We start from the raw sequence: 26,499 nt of genomic DNA, 5'->3' as shown, positions 1-26,499 counted from the left end.
GGGCATGACGACTACCGAGCAGGCCCCCGCGCCGGCCACCGGACCGGACGGGGACCCGACCCCCGCCCGTCGCGGCCCGCGCCGGCTGCTCGCCGCGCTGGCCGGCCTGCTGGCCGCCGCCGTGGCCCTCGGCGTCGCCGAGCTCGTCGCCGGGCTGGTCGGGCCGGCGTCCTCGCCGGTCGTCGCCGTCGGCGACACGGTCATCACCCTCGTGCCCGAGCCGGTGAAGCAGTTCGCCATCCGCACCTTCGGCGAGAACGACAAGATCGCCCTGGTCGTCGGCACGCTGGTGGTCGTGGCGCTGTACGCGCTGGTCGTCGGCCTGGTCTCGCTGCGGTCCCGCCGGGCCGGCGTCGCCGGGATCGCGCTCTTCGGGCTCCTGGGCGCCGCGGCCGCCGTCAGCCGCCCCGCCGGTGGCGTCCTCGACGCGCTGCCCTCGGTGGCCGGCGCCGTCACCGGCGCCGTCGCCCTGCTCGCGCTGCTCGCCCCCCTCACGCTGCCCACCACGGCCCCGGCCTCCGCGCCGGCCCCGGCGCCGGCCGCGCGGGACGACGACGACGTGATGGAGCGCCTGCGCGGCGCCCTGTCGATGGCCGACCGCAAGGGCACCGGCATGGACCGCCGCCGGTTCTTCCTCACCGGCGGGGTCGCGCTCGGCGCCGCCGCGGTCACCGGGGGCGGCGGCCGGCTGCTGCAGCGGCGCTTCGACGTCGGCAACGCCCGCGGCGAGCTCACCCTGCCGACGCCGTCGTCGCGGGCCGCGGCCCTGCCCCGGGGCGCCGACCTCGCCGAGCGCGTCGAGGGCGTGACGCCGCTGTTCACCGCCAACCGCGACTTCTACCGGGTCGACACCGCGATCACCGTGCCGCAGGTCCGCCCGGCCGACTACCGGCTCGAGCTGACCGGCATGTTCGACTCCCCGCGCACCCACACGCTGGCCGACCTGTTCGAGCGCGACGACGTCATCGAGCGCGACATCACGCTGACCTGCGTCTCCAACGAGGTCGGCGGCGGGCTCGCCGGCACCGCCCGCTGGATCGGCATCCCGCTCGGCGCGTTCCTCCGCGAGCACGGCGTCTCCGGCGACTCCGACCAGCTGCTGTGCCGGTCGGTGGACGGCATGACGATCGGCGCCCCGACCCGTGCGGCCCTCGACGTCGAGGACGCGATGATCGCCTTCGGGATGAACGGCGAGCCGCTGCCCGTGGAGCACGGCTTCCCCGTGCGGATGCTGATCCCCGGCCTCTACGGCTACGTGTCGGCCTGCAAGTGGATGACCGGCATCCAGGCCACCACCTTCGACGCCTTCGACGCCTACTGGGTCGAGCGCGACTGGGCCGTGCAGGCGCCCATCAAGCTCGCCTCGCGGATCGACACCCCCGCCCCGCTGCGCGCCTTCGACGCCGGGCGCCGCCCGATCGCCGGCGTCGCCTGGGCGCAGACCCGCGGTATCGCCCGGGTCGAGGTGCGGGTCGACGAGGGGGAGTGGCAGGAGGCCGAGCTCGCCCCGCAGGCCGACGCCGACCTGTGGCGCCAGTGGGTCCTCCCGTACGACTTCGCGCCCGGCTCGTACCAGCTCACCGTCCGGGCCACCGCGGCCGACGGCGAGGTGCAGACCGACCAGCGGGCCACGCCCTTCCCGAACGGGGCGAGCGGCCTGCACTCCATCCGGGTGATCGCGAGGTAGCGGTCCCCGCCCCGCCGGCAGCCGGCCGGCAGGGCACACATCCCCCACAGACCGTCTCGGCCACCCGCGCCGCAGACGCCTCTCCCGACCCCTCGCACGGGCCGGGAGGGACCACCGCGGGGACCACCCGGTCCCCGAACGGACGAGCACGACGACACGAGGAGCACACCCGACGTGAAGAGCACCCTGACCCGCGGCGTCCTGCTGGCCACCGCCTCCACGCTGGCCGTCACCCTGAGCGCCTGCGGCTCGGACGACAGCGGCACCGCCAGCGAGGGCTCGGCCTCGCCCAGCAGCGACAGCAGCAGCGAGACCTCGTCGGGCTCCGAGGAGGGCATGGAGAGCACCAGCGGCTCCGACATGATGTCCGACGAGCCCTTCGGCGCCGGCTGCAGCGCCGTCCCCGCCGACGGCGAGGGCAGCTTCACCGGCATGACCGACGACCCGGTCGCCACCGCCGCCAGCAACAACCCCGTGCTGTCCACGCTGGTGCAGGCCGTCACCCAGGCCAACCTGGTCGACACCCTGAACACCACGCCGGACATCACCGTCATCGCCCCGGCCAACCCGGCCTTCGAGGCGATCCCGCAGGACCAGCTGCAGGCGGTCCTGGCCGACAACGCCGTCCTGACGCAGATCCTCACCCACCACGTCATCCCGGGCCGGCTCTCCCCGGACCAGCTCGCCGGCACCCACACCACCGTGGCCGGCGACGAGGTGACCATCGAGGGCTCGGGCGAGAACTTCACCGTGGCCCAGACCGTGACCGGCACCCCCGCCTCGGTCATCTGCGGCAACGTGCAGACGGCGAACGCCACCGTCTACATCGTCGACCAGGTGCTGGCCCCCGCCGCCGGCTGACCCCGCTCCCCGTCCGCGTGACGGGGTCCCCGACGGGCCGCCGTCCGACCACTCCCCCCGGTCGGGCGGCGGCCCTCGCCGTGTGCCGGGCCAGGCACGGCCGGGCACGGCTCGTGGCCGCTGCCTAGGGTCGCCTGCATGACCGCACCGGCCGTCCTGCCCGACCGCGACCGCCTGCTCGAGCTGATCGTCGACCTCGCCGTCGTGCACGGGCGGGTCACGCTGTCCTCCGGCCGGGAGGCCGACTGGTACATCGACATGCGCCGGCTCACGCTCCACCACGAGGGCGCCCCGCTGGTCGGCCGGGTGATGCGCCAGCTCACCGGCGACCTGCGCTACGACGTCGTCGGCGGGCTCACCCTGGGCGCGGACCCGGTGGCGACGGCGATGCTGCACGCCGCGGCCGACGGCGAGGGGTTCCTCGACGCCTGTGTCGTGCGCAAGGCGGGCAAGGCGCACGGGCTGCAGCGCCGCATCGAGGGCCCCGACATCGAGGGGCGGTCGGTGCTCGTCGTCGAGGACGTCTCCACCACCGGCAGCAGCCCGCTGGCCGCCGTCGAGGCGCTGCAGGAGGCGGGCGCGGAGGTCATCGCCGTCGCCGTGATCGTCGACCGCGGCGGGCGGGCCGCCGTCGAGGCCGCGGGCCTGGAGTACCGCGCCGCCTTCACCCTCGCCGACCTCGGCCTCGACTAGCCGCATCGCCGTCCTGGCTCACCCCCACGCGTCCTGGCTCACCGTCCACCGTGAGCCAGGACGCAGCACGATCAGGTCACCTGATCATGCGCCGCCCCGCCGTACGGTGTGGCGGTGACCACACTCGCCACCGCGTGGGTCGACGAGCTCACCGCCGCGCTCGGGTCCGACGGCGTGCGCACCGACCCCGACGTCACCGCCTCCTACGCCCGCGACCAGGCGATGCTCGCCGAGGCCGGCACCCCGGCCGCGGTCGTGTTCCCGCGCAGCACCGACGAGGTCGCCGCCGTTCTGCGGGTCGCCGCGCGGCACGGTGTCCCCGTCGTCCCGCGCGGCGCGGGCTCGGGCCTGGCCGGCGCGAGCAACGCCGTCGACGGCGCGATCACCCTCGTGATGACGCGGATGGACGCCGTCCTCGAGGTGTCCCCGGCCGACCGGCTCGCCGTCGTGCAGCCCGGCGTGGTCAACAAGGCGCTGCGCGACGCCGTCGCCGGCTCGGGGCTGTTCTATCCGCCCGACCCGAGCAGCTACGACTGGTGCACGATCGGGGGCAACCTCTCCACCAACTCCGGCGGCCTGTGCTGCGTGAAGTACGGCGTCACGACCGACTACGTGCTGGGTCTGGAGGTCGTGCTCGCCGACGGGCGGGTGCTGCGCACCGGCCGGCGCACGGTCAAGGGCGTGGCGGGCTACGACCTGGCGCGGCTGTTCGTCGGCTCCGAGGGGACGCTCGGCGTGATCACCGAGGCCACGCTCGCCCTGCGCCCGGCGCCGCAGCGGCCGGTCACGCTGGTGGCCACCTTCGCCACCACGGCGCAGACCGGCCAGGTGGTGGAGCGGGTGGTCACCTCCGGCCTGGTGCCGAGCCTGCTCGAGGTCATGGACAACACCTGCATCTGCGCCGTCGACGACCTGCTGCACGCCGACCTCGACCGCGACGCGCACGCCCTGCTGGTGGCGCAGTCCGACAGCGGGGGAGCGGCGGCGGCCGCCGAGATCGAGGCCCTGGCGCAGCTGTGCCGGGAGGCCGGCGCGCAGCTGGTGCACTCCACCGACGACCCGGCCGAGGGCGACCTGCTGCTCGCCGCCCGCCGGATGGCGCTGCCCGCGCTGGAGCAGCTGGGCACCACCCTCATCGACGACGTCGCCGTGCCGCGCTCGCGGATCGCCGCGTTCCTCGACGGCTGCGACGGGATCGCCGTCCGCCGCGGGCTGACGATCGGCGTCGTCGGGCACGCCGGCGACGGCAACATGCACCCGACCATCTGCTTCGACCCCGCCGACGACGGCCAGCGCGCCCGGGCGTTCGCCGCGTTCGACGACATCCTCGCGCTCGGGCTGTCGCTCGGCGGCACGGTGACCGGCGAGCACGGCATCGGCTCGCTCAAGGTCGAGTGGCTCGAACGCGAGGTCGGCGAGGTCTCCCTCGACGTGCACCGCCGGATCAAGGACGCGCTCGACCCGGCCGGCCTCCTCAACCCCGGCAAGGTGCTCCGCCGCCGGGCCTGAGACGGGGGCCTGTCGGGGGTCCGGCGCCCGGGAGATACTGACGCCGCCCAGCGTCGATCGACAGGAGTTCCCGGATGCCCATCGCGACCCCCGAGGTCTACGCCGACATGATCAGCCGGGCGAAGGAGGGCGGCTTCGCCTACCCGGCGATCAACTGCACCTCGTCCGAGACGATCAACGCGGCGCTGCGCGGCTTCGCCGACGCGGGCAGCGACGGCATCATCCAGTTCTCCACCGGCGGCGCCGAGTTCGGCTCGGGCACCCGGGTGAAGGACATGGTCACCGGCGCGGTGGCGCTGGCCGAGTTCGCGCACGTCGTCGCCGAGAGGTACCCGGTCAACGTCGCGCTGCACACCGACCACTGCCCGAAGGACAAGCTCGACAGCTACGTCCGCCCGCTCATCGCGCTGTCCAAGGACCGCGTCGACGCCGGCCAGGCACCGCTGTTCCAGTCGCACATGTGGGACGGCTCGGCGATCGACCTGGAGGAGAACCTCCAGATCGCCGAGGAGCTCATCGACAAGTGCGCGGCCGCCAAGATCGTGCTCGAGCTCGAGATCGGCGTCGTCGGCGGCGAGGAGGACGGCGTCGCGCACGACATCAACGACAAGCTCTACACCGCCCCCGGCGACTTCGTGTCCACGGCGAAGGCCCTCGGCCTCGGCGAGCGCGGCGTCTACCTGCTCGCGGCCACCTTCGGCAACGTCCACGGCGTCTACAAGCCGGGCAACGTGAAGCTGCGGCCGGAGATCCTCAAGGAGGGCCAGGAGGTCGTCACGCAGGAGCTCGGCCTGCCCGAGGGCAGCAAGCCGTTCAACTTCGTCTTCCACGGCGGCTCGGGCTCGCTGCAGTCGGAGATCCGCGAGGCGCTGTCCTACGGCGTGGTGAAGATGAACGTCGACACCGACACCCAGTACGCCTTCACCCGGCCGATCGCCGGCCACATGTTCAGCAACTACGACGGCGTGCTGAAGGTCGACGGCGAGGTCGGCAACAAGAAGGCCTACGACCCGCGGCCCTACATGAAGCTCGCCGAGACCGGGATGGCCGCGCGCGTCCAGCAGGCGTGCGAGGACCTCCTGTCGGCCGGCCAGAGCCCGAGCGCCTGAGCCATGACGCACTCGCACAACCTGCTCGGCGAGCCGCCCGCCACCCTGCTGCCCGGCGACCCGGAGGCCGAGGCCGCGCTGGCCGCCGGCACCGACCCCGCCGAGGTGGCCGCCGCCCACCCCCGCGCCAGCGCCGCCTGGGCGGCCCTGGCCGAGGCCGCGCTCGAGGGCGGCCGCACCATCGAGGCCTACGCCTACGCCCGCACCGGCTACCACCGCGGCCTCGACGCGCTGCGCAAGAACGGGTGGAAGGGCTACGGCCCGGTGCCGTGGTCGCACGAGCCCAACCGGGGCTTCCTGCGCTGCGTCACCGTGCTCGCCCGGGCCGCCGAGGCGATCGGCGAGGTCGACGAGCAGGAGCGCTGCACCCAGCTGCTGCGCGACTGCGACCCGACGCTGGCGCCCTGACCCCCGCCTGGCCGGCACGACCCCACCGCGGCCGCCGTCCCTCCCCGGGGGACGGCGGCCGTCGTGCGCGGGTGGCCGGTCACCCCGCGTCACCGGGTCGGGTGGACCGGGACCGGTCCCGGCCCGCTCACCAGGCAGGACGCGCGCTGCCGGAGCACACTCCGTGAACACGCGCCCGCCGGGCGCCCGTGCAGGGAGGTGGTGTCCGTGGCGACACCGCTCTGGATCCTGGCCGTCGTCCTCGTGGTCGCCGGCATCTTCGCGATCCTCCGCAAGCAGCTGCTGTGGGGGATCGTGCTGATCGTCGTGGGGCTCCTCGTGGGCCCCGGTGGTGTCAGCGTCTTCACCTGACCGGCGCGGTCCGGGGCGGGGAACGCCCGCCCCGGACCGCGCGCGGGAGCCGCTCCGCACGCGCAGCCCGGCCGTGGCACGATCCCGCGGCATGGACCGCGACGCAGCGAGCCCGGGTGACGAGGTCCCCGCCGTACCGGTCTTCTTCCTGTCCGACAGCACCGGCATCAGCGCCGAGACGATGGGCAACGCGCTGCTCATCCAGTTCCCCGAGCTGCACTTCGACCGCACGCTCGTGCCGTTCATCTCCACCGTCGAGCAGGCCCGCGAGGTGGTCGCGCAGATCGACGAGCTCGCCGACGGCCCGGTGACGCCGCTGGTGTTCACGACCGCCGCCGTCGACGAGGTGCGCCAGGAGCTGCTGCGCTGCCGCGTCCCGGTGATCGACTTCTTCGGCATGCACATGGACCGGGTCGAGCAGGTGCTCGGCGCCCGCGGCCTGCGCGAGGCCCGCCGGCTGCACGGCGTCGGTGACGTCCGCCGCTACAACGACCGGATGGCCGCCGTCGAGTTCGCCATCGAGCACGACGACGGGCAGAGCTCGCGGGCGCTGGAGCGGGCCGACGTCGTCCTGCTGGCCCCCTCGCGCTGCGGCAAGACGCCGACGGCGATGTACCTCGCGCTGCAGCACGGCCTGTTCGTCGCCAACTACCCGCTGGTCGACGAGGACCTCGAGACCACCGACCTGCCGCGCCCGGTGCGCGCGCTGGCCGACCGCTGCTTCGGGCTGACCACCACGGTCACCCGGCTGTCCCGCGTCCGCCAGGAGCGCCGCCCGGACTCCCGCTACGCCTCCGAGGCGCAGTGCCGTGCCGAGCTGCGCAAGGCCGCGGCCATGTACGACGCGCACCGCCTGCCCACGGTGGACACCTCCGCGGCCTCGGTCGAGGAGATCGCCGCCGTCGTCATCCAGACCCTCGCCCGGGGACGGCGCCGCGGTGGCGACCGCCGGTCCGCCGGGCGGGGCAGAACCCCGGGAGGGACCGCGTGAGCACCGAACGCCCCGCGAGCACGAACGCCGGCACCGAGAACGTCCGCTGGTTCGCCGACCTGGGGATGGGCGACCTCGAGGAGGTCGGCGGCAAGAACGCCTCGCTCGGCGAGATGATCTCCCACCTCGCCGACGCCGGCGTGCGCGTGCCCGACGGCTTCGCCACCACCGCCACCGCCTACCGGCACTTCCTGGGCGACACCGGCCTCGCGGAGCGCATCTCCGAGCGGCTGCGCGACCTGGACACCGACGACGTCCGCGAACTGGCCGCCGCGGGCCGGGAGATCCGCGGCTGGGTCGTCGGCCAGCCCTTCCCCGAGCGGCTCGAGGCCGACATCCGCACCGCCTACGAGCAGCTCGTGGGCGACGACGACGCGCTGTCGTTCGCCGTCCGCTCCAGCGCCACCGCCGAGGACCTGCCCGACGCCTCGTTCGCCGGCCAGCAGGAGACCTTCCTCAACGTCCGCGGCATCGACGCGGTGCTGCAGGCCGTCCGCGAGGTCTACGCCTCCCTCTACAACGACCGGGCGATCGCCTACCGCGTGCACCACGGCTTCGAGCACGACACCGTCGCGCTGTCGGCCGGCGTGCAGCGGATGGTGCGCTCCGACGTCGGGGCCTCCGGGGTGCTGTTCACCGTCGACACCGAGTCCGGCTTCCCCGACGCCGTCTTCGTCACCGCCGCCTACGGCCTGGGCGAGGGCGTGGTGCAGGGGGCGGTCAACCCCGACGAGTTCTACGTCTACAAGCCCGCGCTGCGCGCCGGGCGCCCCGCGATCCTCAAGCGGGGCGTGGGCGACAAGGCCACCAAGATGGTCTACACCGACTCCACCGAGGTCGGCCGCACCACCGAGTTCGTCGACGTCGACCCCGCCGACCGCCGGGTGCTGTCCCTGACCGACGACGAGGTTACCGAGCTGGCCCGGTACGCGCTGGTCATCGAGGAGCACTACGGCCGCCCGATGGACGTCGAGTGGGGCAAGGACGGGGTCGACGGCGGCCTGTACGTGCTGCAGGCGCGCCCGGAGACCGTCCAGTCGCGCACGGGCAGCGGCACCGAGCGCTTCCGGCTGACCGGCTCGGGCACCGTGCTGGTCGAGGGCCGGGCGATCGGGCAGAAGATCGGCGCGGGCGCGGTCCGGGTGCTGCGCGACCTCGAGGAGATGGGCGACTTCCGCCCCGGCGACGTCCTGGTCGCGGACATGACCGACCCCGACTGGGAGCCGATCATGAAGCGCGCGTCGGCGATCGTGACCAACCGCGGCGGGCGCACCTGCCACGCGGCGATCATCGCCCGCGAGCTCGGCATCCCCGCCGTCGTCGGCACCGGGTCGGCCACCCGCTCGCTCGCCGACGGCCAGGAGGTCACCGTCTCCTGCGCCGAGGGGGACACCGGCCACGTCTACGAGGGCGCCGTCGACTTCGAGGTGGAGGAGACCCGCCTCGACGCCATGCCCCCGGTCCCCACCAAGATCATGATGAACGTCGGGACGCCGGAGCAGGCGTTCGCCTTCTCCCGGCTGCCCAACGCCGGCGTCGGGCTGGCCCGGCTGGAGTTCGTCATCAACCGGCAGATCGGCATCCACCCGAAGGCGCTGCTGGAGTTCGACGAGCTCCCCGGCCGGCTGCGCGAGGAGGTCGCCGACCGGATCGCGGCCTACCCCTCGCCGCGGGACTTCTTCGTCCAGCGGGTCGCCGAGGGCGTGGCCATGATCGCCGCGGCCTTCGCCCCCGAGCCGGTGATCGTGCGGATGAGCGACTTCAAGTCCAACGAGTACGCCAACCTGCTCGGCGGCGAGCGCTACGAGCCCGAGGAGGAGAACCCGATGATCGGGTACCGGGGCGCCTCCCGGTACCTGTCGGAGGACTTCGCCGACTGCTTCGCGATGGAGTGCGAGGCCCTGCGCCACGTGCGCGACGAGATGGGCCTGACGAACGTGAAGGTGATGATCCCGTTCGTCCGCACGGTCGCCGAGATCGAGGGCGTGGTGGAGCTGCTGGCCTCGCACGGCCTGCGCCGCGGGGAGAACGACCTGTCGGTCGTGATGATGTGCGAGCTGCCCTCCAACGCGCTGCTCGCCGACGCCTTCCTCGACCACGTCGACGGCTTCTCCATCGGCTCCAACGACATGACCCAGCTCGTGCTCGGCCTCGACCGCGACTCGGCGCTGGTCGCCGACCGGTTCGACGAGCGCGACCCGGCGGTGCTGCGGGTGCTGGAGATGGCCATCCAGGCGTGCCGGGCGCGCGGCAAGTACGTCGGCATCTGCGGCCAGGGCCCCAGCGACCACCCCGACCTCGCGCTGTGGCTGCTCGAGCAGGGCATCGAGTCGATGTCCCTCAACCCGGACACCGTCGTCGACACCTGGCTGCACCTGGCCAAGGCCGGCCCGGACGCCGGCTGACCCGGGCCCCCGGGCCCGGCGGCCGCTCAGCGGTCGCCGAGCTCGGGGTGCAGCTCCCGCAGGCGGGTGGTCAGCGCGGTGAGCTCCTCGCCGCCGGCCATGAGCCGGGTGAGGTCGTCGGAGTCGACGTCGGCTCGGGTGAGGTCACCGGCCACCTGGCCGCGCGCCAGCAACAGGAACCGGTCGCCCACGAGGTGGGCGTAGCGCGGGTTGTGCGTGACCAGGACGACGGCGAGGCCGCGCGCCCGGGCGCCGAGCACCGCCTGCCCGACGAGGGTGTGCTGGGCGATCGTCATCGGCTCGGTCGGCTCGTCGAGGACCAGCGCGCGGGCGCCGTAGTGCACGGCCCGGGCGATGGCCAGGCTCTGCCGGGCGCCGGCCTGCAGCGTGCTGACCGGCTGGTCGGGGTCGACGCCGGTGACGCCGATCCCGGCGAGCGCGCGCACGGCGGTCTCGCGGGCGGCGTCGACGTCGAGCCGCCGCAGCGGCCACGGCCCGCGGGTGGGCTCGGCACCCAGGCACAGGTTGCGCCACACCGACAGCAGCGGCGCGACGGCGAGGTCCTGCCAGACGGTCGCGATGCCCGCCGCCCGCGCCGCGCGGGGGCTGCGCAGCCGCACCGGCCGGCCGTCGAGGAGCAGCTCGCCCTCGTCGGGCCGCTGCAGCCCCGACAGCAGCGCCACGAGCGTCGACTTCCCCGAGCCGTTCTCGCCCAGCAGGCAGGTGATCCGCCCGCCCTCGAGCGCCATGCCCACCCGGTCGAGGGCGGGCACGCCGCCGTGGCGCACGGTCACCCCGCGCAGCTCCAGGACCGGCGGGGCGCCGTCGGACCGGCCGGCGGTGCTGCCGGCGGCGGTGCTCACGAGCGCGGCGCGGCGCGCAGCCGCCCCCGCACCACCGTGCCGAAGGCGAGCGCCACCAGCAGCAGCACGCCGAGCAGCACTTGCGACCACCGCGGGTCCCAGCCCGACAGCTCGAACCCGCTGCGCGCGACGGCGTAGAGCAGCGCGCCGACCGCGGCGCCGGCCATCGAGCCGTACCCGCCGGTCAGCAGGCACCCGCCGAGGACGGCGACGACGACGAGGTCGATCGCGGTGGTCAGCGAGGGGGTGGCGGCGACGCTCGCGGCGGGGACCAGGGCGAGCGTGCCGAGCAGCCAGCCCGCGGTCGCGGTGAGCGCGTACAGCACGAACGTCGTCCGCGGCACCGGGACGCCGAGCTCCGCGGCCGCCCGGCGGGACCCGCCCATCGCCAGCACCTCGTTGCCGAAGCGGGTGCGCCACAGCAGCCACCCCGCGCCGGCGGTGGCCGCCAGCCACCACAGCAGCGAGACCGGGAAGACGCCGCCGCCGACCTCCGCCGTCGACCCGAACAGCGCCGACGCCGACGACCAGCCGGGCGCGACGTCCAGCCCGCTGATCCGCGGCGCCCCGGCGACCAGCGGCAGCGTCGACAGCGTCGTCCCCTGCAGCACCAGCGCGGTGGCGAGGGTGACCAGGAAGCTCGGCAGTCCGGTGCGCACGACCAGCCAGCCGTTGACCGTCCCGACCGCCAGCGCGCAGGCCAGGGACAGCAGCAGCGCCGGCCAGACGCCCCAGCCCTGCTGCCCGACGAGGACGCCGGTGAGGACCGAGCTGGCCACGGCCACCGTGCCGATGGACAGGTCGAAGTGGCCGCCCACCAGCAGCAGCCCCACGGCCACCCCGCCGATGCCGAGCAGCGCCGCCTGGTCCAGGACGCCGGCCAGGCCCTCGGGGGTGAGCAGCTCCGGCACCCGCACCCCGAACACCAGGACGACGACGGCGAGGCCCACCACGGCGGCCAGGCTCGGGCGGGCCAGCACTCGGTCGAGGACCCGGCGGCGCGGCGGGGACACCCGCGCGAAGGGCAGGCGGTCGACGGTCACCGGGTCACCGGACACGGGCGCAGCGGGGCCTCCTCGGGGCTGGGGCCTCCCCAGTGTCCACGACCGCGCCCCCTCCCGCGTCCCCGCAGCTCAGGGCCGTCTCAGGGCCGTCTCAGGGCCGCAGCCGCCAGCGCACCCGGTCGTCGGCGTACCAGGTCCAGCGGGTGACCGGCCGGGGGAAGACGACGCCGTCGCGGGTGACCTGCGCCGGGTCACTGGCCAGCTGCAGCGCCCGGCCGGTGCTGCGCCGCGGCGGCCGCATGAGCTGGGGGGAGACGACGACGCGGAGGGTGTCGACGGCGGTCCAGTCGGGGCGGACCTCGATCCGGGCGACGGTCCCGTCGGCCACCCGCTGGTCGTCGTGGTGGGCCTGCACGCCCAGGCGCGCGGCCAGCGGCAGCCGGCCCTTCTCGGCGGCCTCGTAGCGCCCGTGCTGCAGCAGCACGCCGCCGTGGTCGTCGCGCACCAGGGACAGCTCGCGCTCGGCGCCGGTCCCGATGCCCAGGTCGCGGGCCAGCCCGCGCGAGGAGGTGTCGTCGGCGGGCTCCCACGACACCGGGACCTCGGCGGTCCGCCCGGCGCGGACGAGCGCGGCCAGCACCGCCGACAGCGCCGCCACCGGGCCGCGCACGAGCAGCGCACCGGCGTCGGCGGCCGCGGCGACGGCGGCGCGCTCGGGTGCCTCCCCGGGCCCGAGACCGCGCAGGTCGAACTCGACGAGGGACATGCCGATACCCTGCCACCTGACAGACCGGTCGCTGCCGGTGTCGACGACGAAGGGGTGCGTCACCCGATGCCGGCAGTCGTGCTGATCGGTGCCCAGTGGGGCGACGAGGGCAAGGGCAAGGCCACCGACCTCCTCGGCGGCCGGGTCCCGTACGTGGTCCGCTACCAGGGCGGCAACAACGCCGGGCACACCGTGATCACGCCCGACGGCGAGCGGTACGCCCTGCACCTGATCCCGTCGGGGATCCTCACGCCGGGCTGCACGCCGGTGATCGGCAACGGCGTCGTCGTCGACCCGCAGGTGCTCATCGGCGAGCTCGCCGGGCTCGAGGAGCGCGGCGTCGACACCTCGAAGCTGGTCATCTCGGCCGACGCGCACCTGATCATGCCGCACCACCGGGCGCTGGACCGGGTCACCGAGCGGTTCCTCGGCAAGCGCAAGATCGGCACGACCGGCCGCGGCATCGGCCCCGCCTACGGCGACAAGGTGGCCCGCACCGGCATCCGGGTGGCGGACCTGCTCGACCTGTCGATCCTGCGGCAGAAGCTCGAGGGCACCCTGGTGGAGAAGAACCAGGTGCTGGTCAAGGTCTACAACCGCAAGGCCATCGACGTCGACGAGGTCGTCGAGGAGTACGCCGGCTACGCCGAGCAGCTCCGCGACCGGATCGCCGACACCCGGCTGATGCTCGCGAACGCGCTCGACGCCGGCGAGTGGGTGCTGCTGGAGGGCTCGCAGGGCACGCTGCTCGACGTCGACCACGGCACCTATCCGTTCGTCACGTCGTCGAACCCGACCGCCGGCGGCGCGGCCACCGGCAGCGGCATCGGCCCCACCCGCATCTCGCGGGTGGTCGGCATCCTCAAGGCCTACACGACCCGCGTGGGCTCGGGCCCGTTCCCGACGGAGCTGTTCGACGCCAACGGCGAGTACCTGCGCAAGCAGGGCGGCGAGGTCGGCGTGACCACCGGCCGCGACCGCCGCTGCGGCTGGTTCGACGCCGTCGTCGCCCGCTACGCCAGCCGGGTCAACGGGATCACCGACTACTTCCTCACCAAGCTCGACGTGCTCTCGGGCCTGGAGACGGTGCCGATCTGCGTCGCCTACGACGTCGACGGCGTGCGGCACGACGAGATGCCGATGACCCAGACCGGCTTCCACCACGCGAAGCCGGTGTACGAGGAGATGCCGGGCTGGTTCGAGGACATCCGGGGCTGCCGGTCCTTCGACGAGCTGCCGGCCAACGCGCAGGCCTACGTGCGCCGGCTCGAGGAGCTCTCGGGCGCGCGGATCAGCGTGATCGGCGTCGGCCCGGGCCGCGACGAGAACGTCGTCGTCCACGACCTTCTCGACTGATCACGTCGTCGGCCTACCGGCCGACACCGCGGCCAGGTGCCGTCCCCTGTGTCGTGGAGCCCTTCCCGCCGCTCGGTCGCGGAGGCCTCCGGCCCCCACTCCTCACGGCGCCTCGCAGGGCGACTCACGTGAGGCGTGCGGTCCGGTAGGACCGCAGAGTGTCACGCGGCCGCCTGGCGGACCGGCTGGGCCGTCGCCATCTCGGCGCGGGCGGCGACGACGACGTCGGGGTTGTCCGTGATGATCCCGTCGACGCCGAGCGCGAGCAGCAGCCGGGCGGCGCCGCGGGCGTCACCGGCGGCGGCCGGGTCGTCACTGCTGCGCAGGTGGCGCGGCAGGTAGGTGTTCTCCGCGGCCAGCGTCCACGGCACGACCAGCAGCCCGGCGGCGTGCGCGCGGGCGACGAGGTCGGAGACGCCGGTCATGGTGTCGTCCGCGTCGCGCAGCAGGATCCGGTCGACGCAGGGCGCGATGCCCTGGGCGTAGGTGGACACCGCGCGCAGTCCGGCGTTGGTGAGCAGGTGGTCGTCGGAGGAGGCGATGTCGACGAGCTGGAACATCTGCGGGCCGTCGTCGCCGAGGTCGGCGCGCAGCCGGCGCAGCGCCGCGGCGTCGAAGGACTGCAGCACCACCGGCCCGTCGGGGGAGGTGGCGTCCAGGCGGCGCAGCTCCGCGGCGACCAGCTCGGTCATCGGCTGGCCGCGCTCGGCCGACCAGCTGGGCTTCTTCAGCTCGGCCAGCACGCGGACCTGCCGCTGCGGGGTGGACCGGCGGCGGGCCAGGTCGACGACCTCCTCGAGGGTGAGGATGCCGAACTGCCCGTCGTAGGCGGTGTTGAGCGGGCGCAGCCCCGGCTTGCGCTCGACGGCGCGCAGGGTGCGCAGCTCCTCGAGCGTGAAGTCCTCGGCGAACCAGCCGGTGCGCTTCTTGCGGCCCACGCGGCGGGTGGTGCGCCGGTCGGCGAACTCGGGCCGGGAGGCGACGTCGGTGGTGCGGGAGAGCTCGTTCTCGTGCCGTGCGACGAGCGCGCCGTCCCGGGTGACGACGATGTCGGGCTCGATGAGGTCCGCGCCCATGTCGATGGCCAGCTCGTAGCTGGCGATGGTGTGCTCCGGGCGGTACGCACAGGCACCGCGGTGACCGACGACGAAGGGGCCCGAGGTGCGGACCCGTGCGTGAGTCGCGAGCGACTCGGTCGCGTGCATGCCGTCTAGAACACCCGACCGAGGTGTCGGGATGGCGAACGCCGGCTGGCGCGTCGCTGAGAAATGGGAGGACGGCACGCTGACCTGCGGTCCACCATCCGGCGGGTGATGCATCTCTCAGACATCGGCTGGTCGCCCGAGCGCCTCGAGCAGCTCCCGGAGGGGACGTCACCCGGACGGGTGACGCGGGTCGACCGCGGCCGGCTCACGGTCCTCACCGCCGACGGCGAGCGGCGGGTGCACCCGGCCGCCGCGCTGTACGACCCCGACGGCGTCGACAGCCCGGCGGTCGGCGACTGGGTGGCGCTGCGCGGCGAGCTCGCCGTGGCCCTGCTCCCGCGGCGCTCGGCGTTCACCCGCACCGTCGCCGGCCGGACGTCGGCGGCCCAGGTGGTGGCGGCCAACCTCGACCTGGTCCTCGTCGTCGACGCCCTCGCCGGGCCCACCCGCGCCCGCCGCGTGGAGCGCTACCTCGCCGTCGCGTGGGGCAGCGGCGCCACCCCGGTCGTCGTGCTCACCAAGGCCGACCTGTGCGACGACGTCGCGGCGGCGGTCGCGGCCGTCGCCGAGGACGCCGTGGGCGCCGACGTGCTGGCCGTCAGCGCGCACACCGGCGAGGGGCTCGACGCCGTCCGGGCGCTGCTCGCCCCCGGCGTGACCGGCGCCATGGTGGGGCCCTCGGGCGTGGGGAAGTCCTCGCTCGCCAACGCGCTGGCCGGGCACGAGGTGGCACCCACGCGGGAGGTCCGCGAGGCCGACGGGCGCGGCCGGCACACCACGACCTCCCGCGAGCTGCACCTGCTGCCCGGCGGCGGCCTGCTCGTCGACACCCCCGGCATGCGCGAGCTCGGCCTCTACGACGACGAGGGCGTCGACACCGCGTACGCCGACGTCGCGGGGTTCGCCGCGCACTGCCGGTTCCGCGACTGCGCGCACCGCACCGAGCCCGGCTGCGCCGTCGCCGCCGCCATCGACGACGGCCGGCTCGACCCGGCCCGGCTGCTCGGCTGGCGCAAGCTGCAGGCCGAGGCGCACCGGCAGGCGCTGCGGGCCGACGCGCGCGCCCGGGCGGCCGAGCACCAGCGCGTGAAGGCGCTGCACCGGGCGATGCGGGCGCAGCCGAACCGGGTGCGGTGAGGCGTCGGTAGGGTCGCCGTCCGTGCGCGTGCTCGTGATCGGCTCCGGAGCCCGGGAGCACGCCCTGTGCGTCGCTCTGTCGTCCGACCCCGCGGTGACCGCGCTGGCCTGCGCGCCGGGCAACGCCGGCACGCGGGCGATCGCGGAGGCCGCGCCCGTCGACGTCGCCGACCCGGTGGCGGTCGCGGCGCTGGCCACCGGCTGGGGCGCCGACCTGGTCGTCGTCGGCCCGGAGGTGCCGCTGGTCGCCGGCGCCGCCGACGCGGTGCGCGACGCCGGCATCGCCTGCTTCGGCCCGTCCGAGCAGGCCGCGCAGATCGAGGGCAGCAAGTCCTTCGCCAAGCACGTGATGGCCGCCGCCGGCGTGCCCACCGCCCGCTCGTGGCCGGTCGGCGGCACGGCGGAGCTGGAGACGGTCCTGGACGAGGCCGGCGCGCCGTACGTGGTGAAGCACGACGGGCTCGCCGCCGGCAAGGGCGTCGTCGTCACGACCGACCGGGCCGCCGCCGTGGCGCACGGGCACCGGGTGCTCGACGCCGGGGGAGCGGTGCTGGTCGAGGAGTACCTCGACGGCCCGGAGGTGTCGCTGTTCGCCGTCACCGACGGCACGACGGTGCTGCCGCTCGTGCCCGCCCAGGACCACAAGCGCCGCGACGACGGCGACGCCGGCCCCAACACCGGCGGGATGGGCGCCTACGCGCCGCTGCCGTGGGCGCCGGCCGGGCTGGTGGAGGAGGTGCTGGCCACCGTCCTGCAGCCGACGGTCGACGAGATGCGCCGCCGCGGCGAGCCGTTCAGCGGGCTGCTCTACGCCGGGCTGGCGCTCACCTCGCGCGGCGTGCGGGTGGTCGAGTTCAACGCCCGCTTCGGCGACCCCGAGACCCAGGTGGTGCTGCCGCTGCTGGAGACGCCGCTGGCCGGGCTGCTGCACGCCGCCGCCACCGGCACCCTCGCCGAGCACCCGCCGCTGCGCTGGCGCGACGGGGCGGCCGTCACCGTGGTCGTCGCGGCGGCCGGCTACCCCGAGGCGCCGCGCACCGGTGACCCGGTCACCGGCGCCGACGGTGAGGGCGTGCTGCACGCCGGCACCACCGTGGACGCCGAGGGGACGGTGCGCTCGGCCGGCGGTCGGGTGCTCGCGGTGACCGCGACCGGCGCCGACCTCGCCGCCGCGCGCCAGGCGGCCTACGAGCGGGTGGCCGCGGTCCGGCTGGCCGGCGCGCACTGGCGCAGCGACATCGCCCTGGCCGCCGTCGAGGGGCGCATCACCGTTGACTGATCCCGCCGACCTCGTCTGGGACCGCGCGTGCGACCCGGACACACCGGCTCCCCTCCCCGGTGACGCCGCCCTGGCCGCGGTGCTGCTGTGCCACGGGATGGCGATGAACGGCGGCCTGCTGCACGCGGTCGAGGGCCTCGAGCCGGGGCAACGGGCCGCCGCCGTCGCCGGCTTCCGGCTGCTCGGGCTGGAGGCGGCCGCCGACGCGGTGGAGGACGTCGCCCGGCAGGCCGCCGTGCTGCGGGAGGACGACCTCGACGCGGCCGAGCGGCTCGAGGTCGAGGCCGGCCGGCGCTACGACGCCGCGCTGCCCGAGTGGGACGCGACGATCGAGCAGGCGTTCCGTGCCCACCTCGCCGCGCACCCGGAGGCCTACGCGCCGGTCGGGGACGCGCCCTAGCCGCGGACGCCGACCGCCGGCTTCGCCCGCTCGGGCCGGGGCTCGGGCGGGCGCGGGCCGTCGTGCCTCCGGGCGAGGTAGGTGCCCGCCACGTTCGCGCAGGCCACCACGGGCACCGCGATCAGCGCGCCGAAGATCCCGGCGACGAGCAGGCCGGCCGCGATCGCCAGCACCACCGCCAGCGGGTGCACGTGGACAGCCTTGCCGAGCAGCAGCGGCTGCAGCACGTGCCCCTCGAGCTGCATGACCAGCACGACGATCGCCAGCGCGATCAGCGCCTTGATCGGGCCGACGGCGACCAGCGCCACCAGCACCGCGATCGACCCGGCGAGGAACGACCCGATGATCGGGATGAAGGCGCCGAGGAACACCAGCGCGGCCAGCGGGATCACCAGCGGCACGCCGAGGATCGCCAGCCCGATGCCGATGCCGACGGCGTCGACCAGGGCGACCGCGACGGTCGCGCGCACGTAGGCGATCAGCGTGCGCCAGGACCGGCGGGCGGCCTCGTCGAGGTAGGCGCGCGAGTCACGGGGGAACAGCCCGACCAGCCACAGCCAGATGGACCGGCCGTCCTTGAGGAAGAAGAACAGCGTGAACAGCGCCAGGACGATGCCGGTGAACACCTCGCCGACCGTCGCCGCGGTGGTCAGCGCGCCGGTGGCCAGCGTCTCCTGGTTGGACACGATCGCGTCCTGCGCGGTGGTGACGGCGTCGTCGATCTGCCGCTGGGTGACCGGGAAGGTCTCCACGACGAAGTCGCGGATCTGGTCGAGGCCCTGGCTCACCTGGTCGGCGAGGTCGGAGAAGCCGGCGCTGAACCGCTCGACGACCAGCGTGATGATCCCGGCGACCACGGCCAGCCCGACCAGCAGCATCGCCAGGGCGGCCAGCGAGCGCGGCCACCCGCGCTTGACGAGCCCAGCGGCGCCCGGCTGCAGCAGCGCCGCGAGCAGCAGCGCCACCATCACCGGCACGATGACCACCGCCACGTACGCCGCGGCGTAGAGCAGCACGTAGGCGCCGGCCAGGACGGCGATCAGCCGCCACGACCAGGCGGCCGCCGTGCGCAGTCCGCTGGGCACCGCGGCGTCGCCGTGCGGCGTCTCCCGGCCCGGCCCGAGCAGCCGCCGGCCGCGCTCGGCGGCGCGGTGCGGCCGGCCGCCGTCGGGCGGGCCGCTGATGCCGCCGGGGGCGAGGGGTCCGTCGAGGTCGGGTGCGCCGTGCTCCGGGCTGCCCAGCGGGGGCTCGCCGTCGGCCGCCGGGGAGGAGGTGGAGGACTCCGTGTCGGCGTCGTACGGGTCGTCGTCGCGCACGAGGATGGCCCGGTCGTCGTCGCGCTCCGGCCAGCCGTGCGGGTCGCGCTCCCCGGCGGCCCGGATGCGCTCCCGTGCCCGGGCGACCAGCTGGTTGGCCTGTCGCAGCATCGCCGGTCCTCCCGGGTCCGTGGGGGCGTGTTCGATCACGCTAGCCCTGCGGGAGGATGGCCCCGTGACTCGACGAGCTGACCGGGTGCGGGCGGTACCCGCGTGATCGACCGCTACACGCTCCCCGACATGGGCCGGGTCTGGAGCGACGAGCACAAGTACGAGCTCTGGTGCCGGGTGGAGACCCTCGTCCTCGAGGCGCACGCCGCCGCGGGGCGGGTGCCGGCCGACGTCGTGGAGCCGGTGCGCAACGCCCCGCCGCCGACCGCCGCCCGCGTCGCGGAGATCGAGGAGACGACGCAGCACGACGTCATCGCCTTCCTCACCGCGTGGGCCGACAACACCGAGCCGCGCTCGGCCGCCGCGTACGTGCACCACGGCATGACGTCGTCGGACCTGCTCGACACCGCGCTCGCCGTGCAGCTCACCGAGGCCACCGACGTGCTGCTCGCCAAGGCCGACCGGCTGGTGGCCGCGCTGCGTGACCACGGCCTGGCGCACCAGGAGACGCTCAAGGTCGGGCGCACGCACGGCGTGCACGCCGAGCCGGTCGTGTGGGGGCACCGGGTCGCCGACCTCGCCTTCGCCGCGGCCCGCTCCCGCGACCGGCTGCGCGCGGCCCGCGAGCGCGTCGGCGTCGTCGCCATCTCCGGCGCCGTCGGCACGTACTCCCTCATCGACCCGTCGGTGGAGGTCGCCGTCGCGCAGGCGCTGGACCTGCGGCCGGCCGACGCCTCCACGCAGGTCGTCCTCCGCGACTCGATCAGCGAGTGGGTGTCGGCGCTGGCGGTCATCGCGACCGTCTGCGAGGCGGTCGCGCTCGAGGTGCGGCACGGCCAGCGCACCGAGGTGCGCGAGCTCTCGGAGGCCTTCGGCTCCGGCCAGAAGGGCTCGAGCGCGATGCCGCACAAGAAGAACCCGATCCGCTCGGAGCGCATCGCCGGGCTGGCGCGGGTGGTGCGCGCCGCCGTCGTCCCGGTGATGGAGGGCATCCCGCTGTGGCACGAGCGGGACATCTCGCACTCCTCCACCGAGCGGGTGTTCCTCCCCGACGCGGCGATCACCACCGACTACCTGCTGGACCTCACCGCCCGCCTGGTGGAGGACCTGGTCGTCGACGTCGACCGGATGCGCGCCAACCTCGACCTCACCGGCGGGCTCATCTACACCTCCGCGGTGCTGCTCGAGCTGGTGGAGACCGGGCTGTCCCGCGAGGACGCCTACGCGCTGGTGCAGGGCGCGGCGATGGAGACGTGGAACTCCGGGACGCCGTTCCGGTCCACGCTCCGCTCCCGCGCGGAGGCCTCGGGCGTGACCCTCGACGAGGCGCGGCTGGACGAGATCTGCCGCCCCGAGGGCTACGTGCGCAACCTCGGCCCGCTGTTCGACCGGCTGGCCGCGCTGTCGTGACGGTCGACCTGCCCCTCGTCGCGCGCGGCAAGGTGCGCGAGGTCTACGACGCCGGGGACGGCCGGCTGCTGCTCGTGGCGTCGGACCGGATCTCGGCCTACGACTCCGTGCTGCCGACGCCGATCCCCGACAAGGGGCGGGTGCTCACCGCGCTGTCGGTGTGGTGGTTCGAGCAGCTGGCGCCGGTGCTGACCTCGTTCGGTGCGTCGCACCACCTGGTGTCGGCCGACGACGTGCCGGCGTCGGTGGCCGGACGGGCGATGCTCGTGCGGCGACTGGACATGCTCCCGGTGGAGTGCGTGGCCCGCGGCCACCTGTCCGGCTCGGGGACGAAGGAGTACGAGCGCACCGGCGCGATCGTCGACGTCGCCCTGCCGCCCGGGCTGGTCGAGGGCTCGCGGCTGCCGGAGCCGGTGTTCACGCCGTCGACCAAGGCCGAGGTGGGCGAGCACGACGAGGCGATCGACTTCGCCCGCGTGGAGGCGCTGGTGGGCGCCGGCCGGGCCGCCGAGCTGCGCGAGCTGACCCTGGCGCTCTACCGCCGGGGCGCTGAGATCGCCGCGGCGGCGGGGATCGTGCTGGCCGACACCAAGTTCGAGTTCGGGCTGGGGGCCGACGGCGGCCTGGTGCTCGGCGACGAGGTGCTCACGCCCGACTCGTCGCGGTTCTGGCCGGCGTCGTCGTGGGCGCCGGGCGCGCCCCAGCCCTCGTTCGACAAGCAGTACGTCCGCGACTGGCTCACGTCGTCGGGGTGGGACCGCGTCTCCCCGCCTCCGGAGCTGCCCGACGACGTCGTGGCCGCCACCCGCGAGCGCTACGTCGCCGCCTACGAGCAGCTGACCGGCCGCCGGTTCGCCTGACGGACCGCGAGATCTGCACACTCGGGGCTTTCCGCGACTCAGTAGCCCCGAGTGTGCAGATCTCGCACGGGCCTGTGGATGACGGCCGGGCCATGGCGACGATCTGGGCGAGGCTCCGCCGGTGCCACGGAGACGCATCCCCACCCGCCTGACGGGTCCGGCGACCCGCGCGATGGCCCGCGCGGCCGGCATCGGCGACGAGGCACTGCGGCGCCGCGACGTCGTCCGGCTGTCGAGGGACACCTACCTGCCGAAGGCCATCGCCGGCGACACCGGGGCTCGCATCGGTGCGGTCCTGCTGACCGCACCGCCCGGGGCCGTCCTCAGTCATGCGACCGCGGCAGACCTCTGGGGCGTCGCCATACCCGTGCAGCCCGACGACGTCCGGGTCCACATCACCGTCGCCACCGGCTCGGCCGTCCGAGCGCGTGCCGACCGCAGCATCCACCGCAGTCCGCTCACCCCCGGAGAGGTGACGGTACGGCGGGGGCTGCCCGTCACCACGGCGGCCCGGACCTGGCGGGACCTGGCTGCGGTGCTGCCCGAGGCCGCGTTGCTCGCGGTGGCCGACCAGCTGGTCGTCGAGCATTGCACGCCCGACGACCTCCGCCGACAGCTTGATCTGCGGCCGTCGGGTCGCGGCGCGGCGCGGGCCCGGGAGGTGCTGCCCCTGGCCGACCGTCGTGCCGGCTCCCCGATGGAGTCGGTGCTGCGCTGGCTGGTGCACGTGGCCCGGCTGCCCGCGCCAGTGCTGCAGTACGAGATCCACGATGCGCAGGGTTTCGCCGGCCGGGTGGACCTGGCGTGGCCCGACCGGCGCGTCCTCGTTGAGTTCGACGGTGACGGACACCGGGACCGTCGCGTGTTCGTGGAGGACGTCCGTCGCCAGAACAGGCTGGTCATGGCCGGCTGGACGATCCTGCGGTTCACCTCCGCGGACGTGCTCGGCCGCCCCGATGCGGTCGTGGCCGCCATCCGCGTCGCCCTGCGGTGACCGAGATCTGCACACTCGGGACTCCCGGGTGCCGGAAAGCCCCGAGTGTGCAGATCTCGCGGGCCGCCGCGGGGCCGGGAAGGTGCCGCCGGGCGACCGGTAGGCTCGGGAGCCGTGCCCCAGGTGGTCGTCGACGTCGTCCTCAAGCCGGAGATCTCCGACCCCCAGGGGCAGGCGGTGCTCGGCGCACTCGGCCGGCTGGGCCACTCCCAGGTGACCGGCGTGCGCCAGGGCAAGCACTTCGTCCTCGACGTCGAGGGCTCCCTCAGCCGCGCCGACCTCGAGCAGATCGCCGAGACGCTGCTGGCCAACCCGGTCATCGAGGACGTCGAGCTGCACCTCCCCACCGACTGAGAAGGACCCCCGTGCGCATCGGTGTCATCACCTTCCCGGGCTCCCTGGACGACGTCGACGCCGCCCGCGCGGTGCGCCTGGCCGGCGCCGAGCCGATCGCGCTGTGGCACGCCGACCACGACCTCCGGGACGTCGACGCCGTCGTCCTGCCCGGCGGCTTCTCCTACGGCGACTACCTGCGCGCCGGTGCCATCGCCGCCCGCGCACCCCTGATGCAGGACGTCGTCGACCGGGCGCGCAAGGGCATGCCGGTCCTCGGCATCTGCAACGGCTTCCAGGTGCTGTGCGAGGCGGGCCTGCTGCCCGGCGCCCTCACCCGCAACAGCCACCTGCACTTCCGCAACCGCGACCAGCAGCTGCGCATCGAGCGCGCCGACACCGCCTGGACCAGCAGCTACGGCGAGGGCCAGACGATCGTCGTGCCGGTCAAGAACGGGGAGGGCCGCTACGTCGCCGCCCCGGCCGAGCTCGAGCGGCTCGAGGGCGAGGGCCGGGTGGCGGTGCGCTACGTCGGCGGCAACCCCAACGGCAGCCTGCGCGACATCGCCGGCGTCGCCAGCGAGGACGGCCGCGTCGTCGGCCTCATGCCCCACCCGGAGCACGCCGTCGAGGACCTCACCGGCCCCTCGACCGACGGCCTGGGCTTCTTCACCAGCGTCCTGAAGGCGGTCGTCAGCGCATGACCGAGTCGGCCACCGCCGGTCTCTCCGACCTCGACACCGGGCCCGGCCCGCTGTCGCACCAGCTCGACACCGTCCCGCTCGCGGAGGGCACGTCCGACGTCGAGCAGCCCTTCGCCGAGCTCGGGCTCGAGGCGGACGAGTACGCCCGCATCCGCGACATCCTCGGCCGCCGGCCGACCACCGCCGAGCTGGCCATGTACTCGGTCATGTGGAGCGAGCACTGCTCCTACAAGAGCTCCAAGGTGCACCTGCGGCAGTTCGGCGACCTGCCGCCCAGTGAGCACCTGCTCGTCGGCATCGGCGAGAACGCCGGCGTCGTCGACGTCGGCGACGGCTACGCGGTCACCTTCAAGGTCGAGTCGCACAACCACCCGAGCTACGTCGAGCCCTACCAGGGCGCGGCCACCGGCGTCGGCGGCATCGTCCGCGACATCCTCACCATGGGCGCCCGCCCCGTCGCCGTCATGGACTCGCTGCGGTTCGGCCGCGCCGACGCCCCCGACACCGCGCGCGTGCTGCCCGGCGTCGTCGCCGGCGTCGGCGGCTACGGCAACTGCCTGGGCCTGCCCAACATCGGCGGCGAGCTGCTCTTCGACGACTGCTACGCGGGCAACCCGCTGGTCAACGCCCTGTGCGTCGGCGTCATGAAGCACGAGGACGTGCGGCTGGCCAAGGCCGAGGGCGTGGGCAACAAGGTCGTCCTGTTCGGCGCCCGCACCGGCGGCGACGGCATCGGCGGGGTCTCGGTGCTGGCGTCGGAGACCTTCGACGCCGAGGGCCCGGCCAAGCGGCCGAGCGTCCAGGTCGGCGACCCGTTCACCGAGAAGCTGCTCATCGAGGCCTGCCTGGAGATCTTCGCCCAGGACCTGGTCACCGGGATCCAGGACCTCGGCGGCGCCGGGCTGTCCTGCGCCACCTCGGAGCTGGCGAGCGCCGGCACCGGCGGCATGCACGTCGACCTCGACCGCGTCCCGCTGCGAGACAGCACCCTGACGCCCGCCGAGATCCTCATGAGCGAGTCGCAGGAGCGGATGTGCGCCATCGTCGAGCCGGACAAGGTCGACGCCTTCCTCGCCGTCTGCCGGAAGTGGGACGTGCTGGCCACCGTCATCGGTGAGGTCACCGCCGGCGACCGGCTCACCGTCGACTGGCACGGCGAGCGCATCGTCGACGTCCCGCCGCGCACCGTCGCCCACGAGGGCCCGGTGTACGAGCGGCCGATGCGGCGCCCCGCCGAGCTCGACGCCCTGCACGCCGACGACGCCGCCGCGCTGCCCCGTCCGGCCACGGCGGAGGAGCTGACCGCGCACTGGCTGGCCGTCGTCGCCAGCCCCGACGGCGCCGACAAGACCTGGGTCACCGAGCAGTACGACCGCTACGTGCGCGGCAACACCGTGCTCGCCCAGCCCGACGACGCCGGCGTGGTCCGCATCGACGAGGAGAGCTCCCGCGGGATCGCGCTGGCCCTCGACGGCAACGCCCGCTTCGCCCGCCTCGACCCCTACGCCGGCGCGCAGCTCAACCTGGCCGAGGCCTACCGCAACGTCGCCGTCAGCGGCGCCCGCCCGCTGGCGGTCACCAACTGCCTGAACTTCGGCTCCCCGGAGGAGCCCGAGGTCATGTGGCAGTTCGCCGAGGCCGTCCGCGGTCTCGCCGACGCCTGCCGCACCCTCGGCCTGCCGGTCACCGGCGGCAACGTGAGCCTCTACAACCAGACCGGCGACGTCGCCATCAACCCGACGCCGGTCATCGGCGTGCTGGGCGTGCACGACGACGTCCGCACCCGCGTGCCCACCGGCTGGCGCGCCGCCGGCGAGACCGTGCTGCTGCTCGGCGAGACCCGGCCAGAGTTCGGCGGCTCGGCGTGGGCGTCGGTCGTCCACGGCCACCTCGGCGGCCGCCCGCCGGCCGTCGACCTCGAGGCCGAGCGCTCCCTCGGCGAGGTGCTCGGGGCCCTGGGCCGCGAGGGCCTGGTCACCTCCGCGCACGACCTCGCCGACGGCGGCCTCGCCCAGGCGCTGGCCGAGTCGGCGCTCCGGTACGGCACCGGCGCGACGCTGCAGCTCGGGGACGATCCGTTCACCGCGCTGTTCAGCGAGTCCGGCGCCCGCGCCGTGGTCACCACGACCGACCCCGAGGCCGTCCGGACCACGGCGGAGTGGGCCGGCGTCCCCGTCACCGAGCTCGGCACCACCGGCGGCGACACGCTCGCCGTCGAGGGGATCGCCGCGCTGCCGCTGGACGAGCTGCGCGCGGCCTGGACGGCGACCCTCCCGGCCCTGTTCGGCACCCCCGAGGCGACCGTGGGCAGCGTCCCGGCGGGGACCGTCCCGACGAGCTGATGCCCGCGCAGCCGATCCCCGCCGACGAGCTGCGGGCCGCCGTCGACGCGGTGCGCCCGTGGCTGGCGGGGGAGGCCGGGCAGCCGGCGCGGTCGGTGCTCGGCGCGGCGGTGAAGACGAGCACCCGCTGGCTGGCCCAGCAGGTGCCCGGACGCTCGGTGGAGCTGCGGGTGCCGCCGCACGTCGCCGTCCAGCTGGTCCTGGGGCCGCGGCACACCCGGGGGACGCCGCCGAACGTCGTGGAGACCGACGCCGCCACGTGGCTGCGGCTGGCGACCGGCGAGCTGAGCTGGGCCGAGGCGGTGGCCGCCGGGTCGGTCAGCGCGAGCGGCAACCGCGCCGACCTCTCCGAGCACCTGCCCCTGCGGCCCCTGAGGGGCCAATAGCGCTACAAAGGCCCTCCGG

General features: G+C 74.9%; 25 protein-coding genes. 20 read left to right on the top strand and 5 right to left on the bottom strand.

The window, feature by feature from the left end:
- Positions 1-4: 4 nt before the first annotated feature.
- From ACI78R_RS01715 to ppsA, 9 genes are all read left to right on the top strand, one after another.
- Positions 5-1,687: a molybdopterin-dependent oxidoreductase gene (locus tag ACI78R_RS01715; protein WP_457039440.1), complete on the top strand. Its 1,683-nt coding sequence runs from the start codon at positions 5-7 to the stop codon at positions 1,685-1,687.
- Between the two features lie 174 nt (positions 1,688-1,861).
- Positions 1,862-2,548, top strand: a complete 687-nt coding sequence (locus tag ACI78R_RS01710; protein WP_073421048.1) for a fasciclin domain-containing protein — start codon at positions 1,862-1,864, stop codon at positions 2,546-2,548.
- Between the two features lie 138 nt (positions 2,549-2,686).
- On the top strand, positions 2,687-3,241 hold the full coding sequence (gene pyrE / locus ACI78R_RS01705; RefSeq protein ID WP_457039439.1) for an orotate phosphoribosyltransferase: 555 nt from the start codon (positions 2,687-2,689) through the stop codon (positions 3,239-3,241).
- A 114-nt stretch (positions 3,242-3,355) separates the two neighbouring features.
- Positions 3,356-4,750, top strand: a complete 1,395-nt coding sequence (locus tag ACI78R_RS01700; protein ID WP_454553303.1) for an FAD-binding oxidoreductase — start codon at positions 3,356-3,358, stop codon at positions 4,748-4,750.
- Positions 4,751-4,824: 74 nt separating this feature from the next.
- The gene (gene fbaA, locus ACI78R_RS01695; protein WP_073421049.1) at positions 4,825-5,859 is read left to right on the top strand and encodes a class II fructose-bisphosphate aldolase; all 1,035 of its coding nucleotides are present in this window, start codon (positions 4,825-4,827) and stop codon (positions 5,857-5,859) included.
- A 3-nt stretch (positions 5,860-5,862) separates the two neighbouring features.
- Entirely contained in the window at positions 5,863-6,267 is a 405-nt protein-coding gene (locus ACI78R_RS01690; protein ID WP_073421051.1) for a DUF3151 domain-containing protein, read from the top strand.
- Between the two features lie 207 nt (positions 6,268-6,474).
- Positions 6,475-6,618 (top strand): GPGG-motif small membrane protein, encoded by a 144-nt coding sequence (locus tag ACI78R_RS01685; protein WP_457039438.1) that lies wholly within the window; start codon positions 6,475-6,477, stop codon positions 6,616-6,618.
- 91 nt (positions 6,619-6,709) lie between these two features.
- On the top strand, positions 6,710-7,609 hold the full coding sequence (locus ACI78R_RS01680) for a pyruvate, water dikinase regulatory protein (protein WP_073421053.1): 900 nt from the start codon (positions 6,710-6,712) through the stop codon (positions 7,607-7,609).
- Positions 7,606-10,014: a phosphoenolpyruvate synthase gene (gene ppsA, locus ACI78R_RS01675; protein WP_457039437.1), complete on the top strand. Its 2,409-nt coding sequence runs from the start codon at positions 7,606-7,608 to the stop codon at positions 10,012-10,014. The genes ACI78R_RS01680 and ppsA overlap by 4 nt, the downstream gene beginning before the upstream one ends.
- A gap of 26 nt (positions 10,015-10,040) precedes the next feature.
- Here ppsA and ACI78R_RS01670 read toward each other — a convergent pair whose 3' ends face one another.
- The 3 genes from ACI78R_RS01670 to ACI78R_RS01660 all read right to left on the bottom strand — a co-directional run bounded on the left by ACI78R_RS01670 (position 10,041) and on the right by ACI78R_RS01660 (position 12,647).
- Positions 10,041-10,877: an ATP-binding cassette domain-containing protein gene (locus ACI78R_RS01670; RefSeq protein ID WP_457039436.1), complete on the bottom strand. Its 837-nt coding sequence runs from the start codon at positions 10,875-10,877 to the stop codon at positions 10,041-10,043.
- Positions 10,874-11,920, bottom strand: coding sequence for an ABC transporter permease (locus ACI78R_RS01665; protein WP_457039435.1), 1,047 nt, complete (start codon positions 11,918-11,920; stop codon positions 10,874-10,876). The genes ACI78R_RS01670 and ACI78R_RS01665 overlap by 4 nt, the downstream gene beginning before the upstream one ends.
- 112 nt (positions 11,921-12,032) lie before the next feature.
- Positions 12,033-12,647: a hypothetical protein gene (locus ACI78R_RS01660; protein WP_457039434.1), complete on the bottom strand. Its 615-nt coding sequence runs from the start codon at positions 12,645-12,647 to the stop codon at positions 12,033-12,035.
- 66 nt (positions 12,648-12,713) lie between these two features.
- Between ACI78R_RS01660 and ACI78R_RS01655 the strand changes: the two genes are divergently transcribed.
- The gene (locus ACI78R_RS01655; protein ID WP_457039433.1) at positions 12,714-14,003 is read left to right on the top strand and encodes an adenylosuccinate synthase; all 1,290 of its coding nucleotides are present in this window, start codon (positions 12,714-12,716) and stop codon (positions 14,001-14,003) included.
- Positions 14,004-14,164: 161 nt separating this feature from the next.
- On the opposite strand, the gene ACI78R_RS01650 is transcribed toward ACI78R_RS01655, so the two are convergent.
- The gene (locus ACI78R_RS01650) at positions 14,165-15,208 is read right to left on the bottom strand and encodes a glycerophosphodiester phosphodiesterase family protein (protein WP_073421061.1); all 1,044 of its coding nucleotides are present in this window, start codon (positions 15,206-15,208) and stop codon (positions 14,165-14,167) included.
- A 108-nt stretch (positions 15,209-15,316) separates the two neighbouring features.
- Here ACI78R_RS01650 and rsgA point away from each other — a divergent pair, with 108 nt between their 5' ends.
- Genes rsgA through ACI78R_RS01635 form a run of 3 tightly spaced genes read left to right on the top strand, consistent with a single transcriptional unit; the run spans position 15,317 to position 18,024 of the window.
- Positions 15,317-16,345 (top strand): ribosome small subunit-dependent GTPase A, encoded by a 1,029-nt coding sequence (rsgA, locus tag ACI78R_RS01645; RefSeq protein ID WP_457039493.1) that lies wholly within the window; start codon positions 15,317-15,319, stop codon positions 16,343-16,345.
- A 22-nt stretch (positions 16,346-16,367) separates the two neighbouring features.
- Entirely contained in the window at positions 16,368-17,624 is a 1,257-nt protein-coding gene (purD, locus tag ACI78R_RS01640) for a phosphoribosylamine--glycine ligase (RefSeq protein WP_457039432.1), read from the top strand.
- The gene (locus ACI78R_RS01635) at positions 17,617-18,024 is read left to right on the top strand and encodes a hypothetical protein (RefSeq protein WP_457039431.1); all 408 of its coding nucleotides are present in this window, start codon (positions 17,617-17,619) and stop codon (positions 18,022-18,024) included. Before purD ends, ACI78R_RS01635 begins: the two co-directional genes overlap by 8 nt.
- Here the strand turns inward: ACI78R_RS01635 and ACI78R_RS01630 are convergent.
- A complete protein-coding gene (locus tag ACI78R_RS01630) occupies positions 18,021-19,451 on the bottom strand; it encodes an AI-2E family transporter (RefSeq protein ID WP_457039430.1) in 1,431 nt (476 codons plus the stop codon). The genes ACI78R_RS01635 and ACI78R_RS01630 overlap by 4 nt on opposite strands.
- Before the next feature lie 102 nt (positions 19,452-19,553).
- On the opposite strand from ACI78R_RS01630, the gene purB reads away from it, so the two are divergent.
- The 7 genes from purB to ACI78R_RS01595 all read left to right on the top strand — a co-directional run bounded on the left by purB (position 19,554) and on the right by ACI78R_RS01595 (position 26,480).
- Positions 19,554-20,861: an adenylosuccinate lyase gene (gene purB, locus ACI78R_RS01625; RefSeq protein ID WP_457039429.1), complete on the top strand. Its 1,308-nt coding sequence runs from the start codon at positions 19,554-19,556 to the stop codon at positions 20,859-20,861.
- Positions 20,858-21,721, top strand: a complete 864-nt coding sequence (locus tag ACI78R_RS01620; protein ID WP_073421070.1) for a phosphoribosylaminoimidazolesuccinocarboxamide synthase — start codon at positions 20,858-20,860, stop codon at positions 21,719-21,721. The genes purB and ACI78R_RS01620 overlap by 4 nt, the downstream gene beginning before the upstream one ends.
- A 121-nt stretch (positions 21,722-21,842) precedes the next feature.
- Complete coding sequence (locus ACI78R_RS01615; protein WP_457039428.1) at positions 21,843-22,715, top strand: DUF559 domain-containing protein; 873 nt, start codon at positions 21,843-21,845, stop codon at positions 22,713-22,715.
- A 114-nt stretch (positions 22,716-22,829) separates the two neighbouring features.
- Positions 22,830-23,069: a phosphoribosylformylglycinamidine synthase subunit PurS gene (gene purS, locus ACI78R_RS01610; protein ID WP_457039427.1), complete on the top strand. Its 240-nt coding sequence runs from the start codon at positions 22,830-22,832 to the stop codon at positions 23,067-23,069.
- A gap of 11 nt (positions 23,070-23,080) precedes the next feature.
- Positions 23,081-23,752 carry a phosphoribosylformylglycinamidine synthase subunit PurQ gene (gene purQ, locus ACI78R_RS01605; RefSeq protein WP_457039426.1) on the top strand — a complete coding sequence of 224 codons (672 nt, stop codon included), beginning with the start codon at positions 23,081-23,083 and terminating at the stop codon, positions 23,750-23,752.
- Positions 23,749-26,094: a phosphoribosylformylglycinamidine synthase subunit PurL gene (purL, locus tag ACI78R_RS01600; protein ID WP_457039425.1), complete on the top strand. Its 2,346-nt coding sequence runs from the start codon at positions 23,749-23,751 to the stop codon at positions 26,092-26,094. Before purQ ends, purL begins: the two co-directional genes overlap by 4 nt.
- The gene (locus ACI78R_RS01595; protein ID WP_457039424.1) at positions 26,094-26,480 is read left to right on the top strand and encodes a sterol carrier family protein; all 387 of its coding nucleotides are present in this window, start codon (positions 26,094-26,096) and stop codon (positions 26,478-26,480) included. Before purL ends, ACI78R_RS01595 begins: the two co-directional genes overlap by 1 nt.
- Positions 26,481-26,499: the final 19 nt, after the last annotated feature.

This window comes from Geodermatophilus sp. SYSU D01106 (assembly GCF_054049995.1).
Note: the sequence above shows the minus strand (reverse complement) of the source record. Positions and strands in the feature narration are given on the sequence as shown.

Bases quoted from the DNA above. Each gene is read 5' to 3' on its own strand.
- ACI78R_RS01680 (WP_073421053.1), top strand. From the start codon at position 6,710: ATGGACCGCGACGCAGCGAGCCCGGGTGACGAGGTCCCCGCCGTACCG.
- ACI78R_RS01660 (WP_457039434.1), bottom strand. From the start codon at position 12,647: ATGTCCCTCGTCGAGTTCGACCTGCGCGGTCTCGGGCCCGGGGAGGCA.
- ACI78R_RS01595 (WP_457039424.1), top strand. From the start codon at position 26,094: ATGCCCGCGCAGCCGATCCCCGCCGACGAGCTGCGGGCCGCCGTCGAC.
- ACI78R_RS01650 (WP_073421061.1), bottom strand. From the start codon at position 15,208: ATGCACGCGACCGAGTCGCTCGCGACTCACGCACGGGTCCGCACCTCG.
- ACI78R_RS01655 (WP_457039433.1), top strand. From the start codon at position 12,714: ATGCCGGCAGTCGTGCTGATCGGTGCCCAGTGGGGCGACGAGGGCAAG.
- ACI78R_RS01690 (WP_073421051.1), top strand. From the start codon at position 5,863: ATGACGCACTCGCACAACCTGCTCGGCGAGCCGCCCGCCACCCTGCTG.
- rsgA (WP_457039493.1), top strand. From the start codon at position 15,317: ATGCATCTCTCAGACATCGGCTGGTCGCCCGAGCGCCTCGAGCAGCTC.
- fbaA (WP_073421049.1), top strand. From the start codon at position 4,825: ATGCCCATCGCGACCCCCGAGGTCTACGCCGACATGATCAGCCGGGCG.
- purL (WP_457039425.1), top strand. From the start codon at position 23,749: ATGACCGAGTCGGCCACCGCCGGTCTCTCCGACCTCGACACCGGGCCC.
- ACI78R_RS01715 (WP_457039440.1), top strand. From the start codon at position 5: ATGACGACTACCGAGCAGGCCCCCGCGCCGGCCACCGGACCGGACGGG.
- pyrE (WP_457039439.1), top strand. From the start codon at position 2,687: ATGACCGCACCGGCCGTCCTGCCCGACCGCGACCGCCTGCTCGAGCTG.
- ACI78R_RS01630 (WP_457039430.1), bottom strand. From the start codon at position 19,451: ATGCTGCGACAGGCCAACCAGCTGGTCGCCCGGGCACGGGAGCGCATC.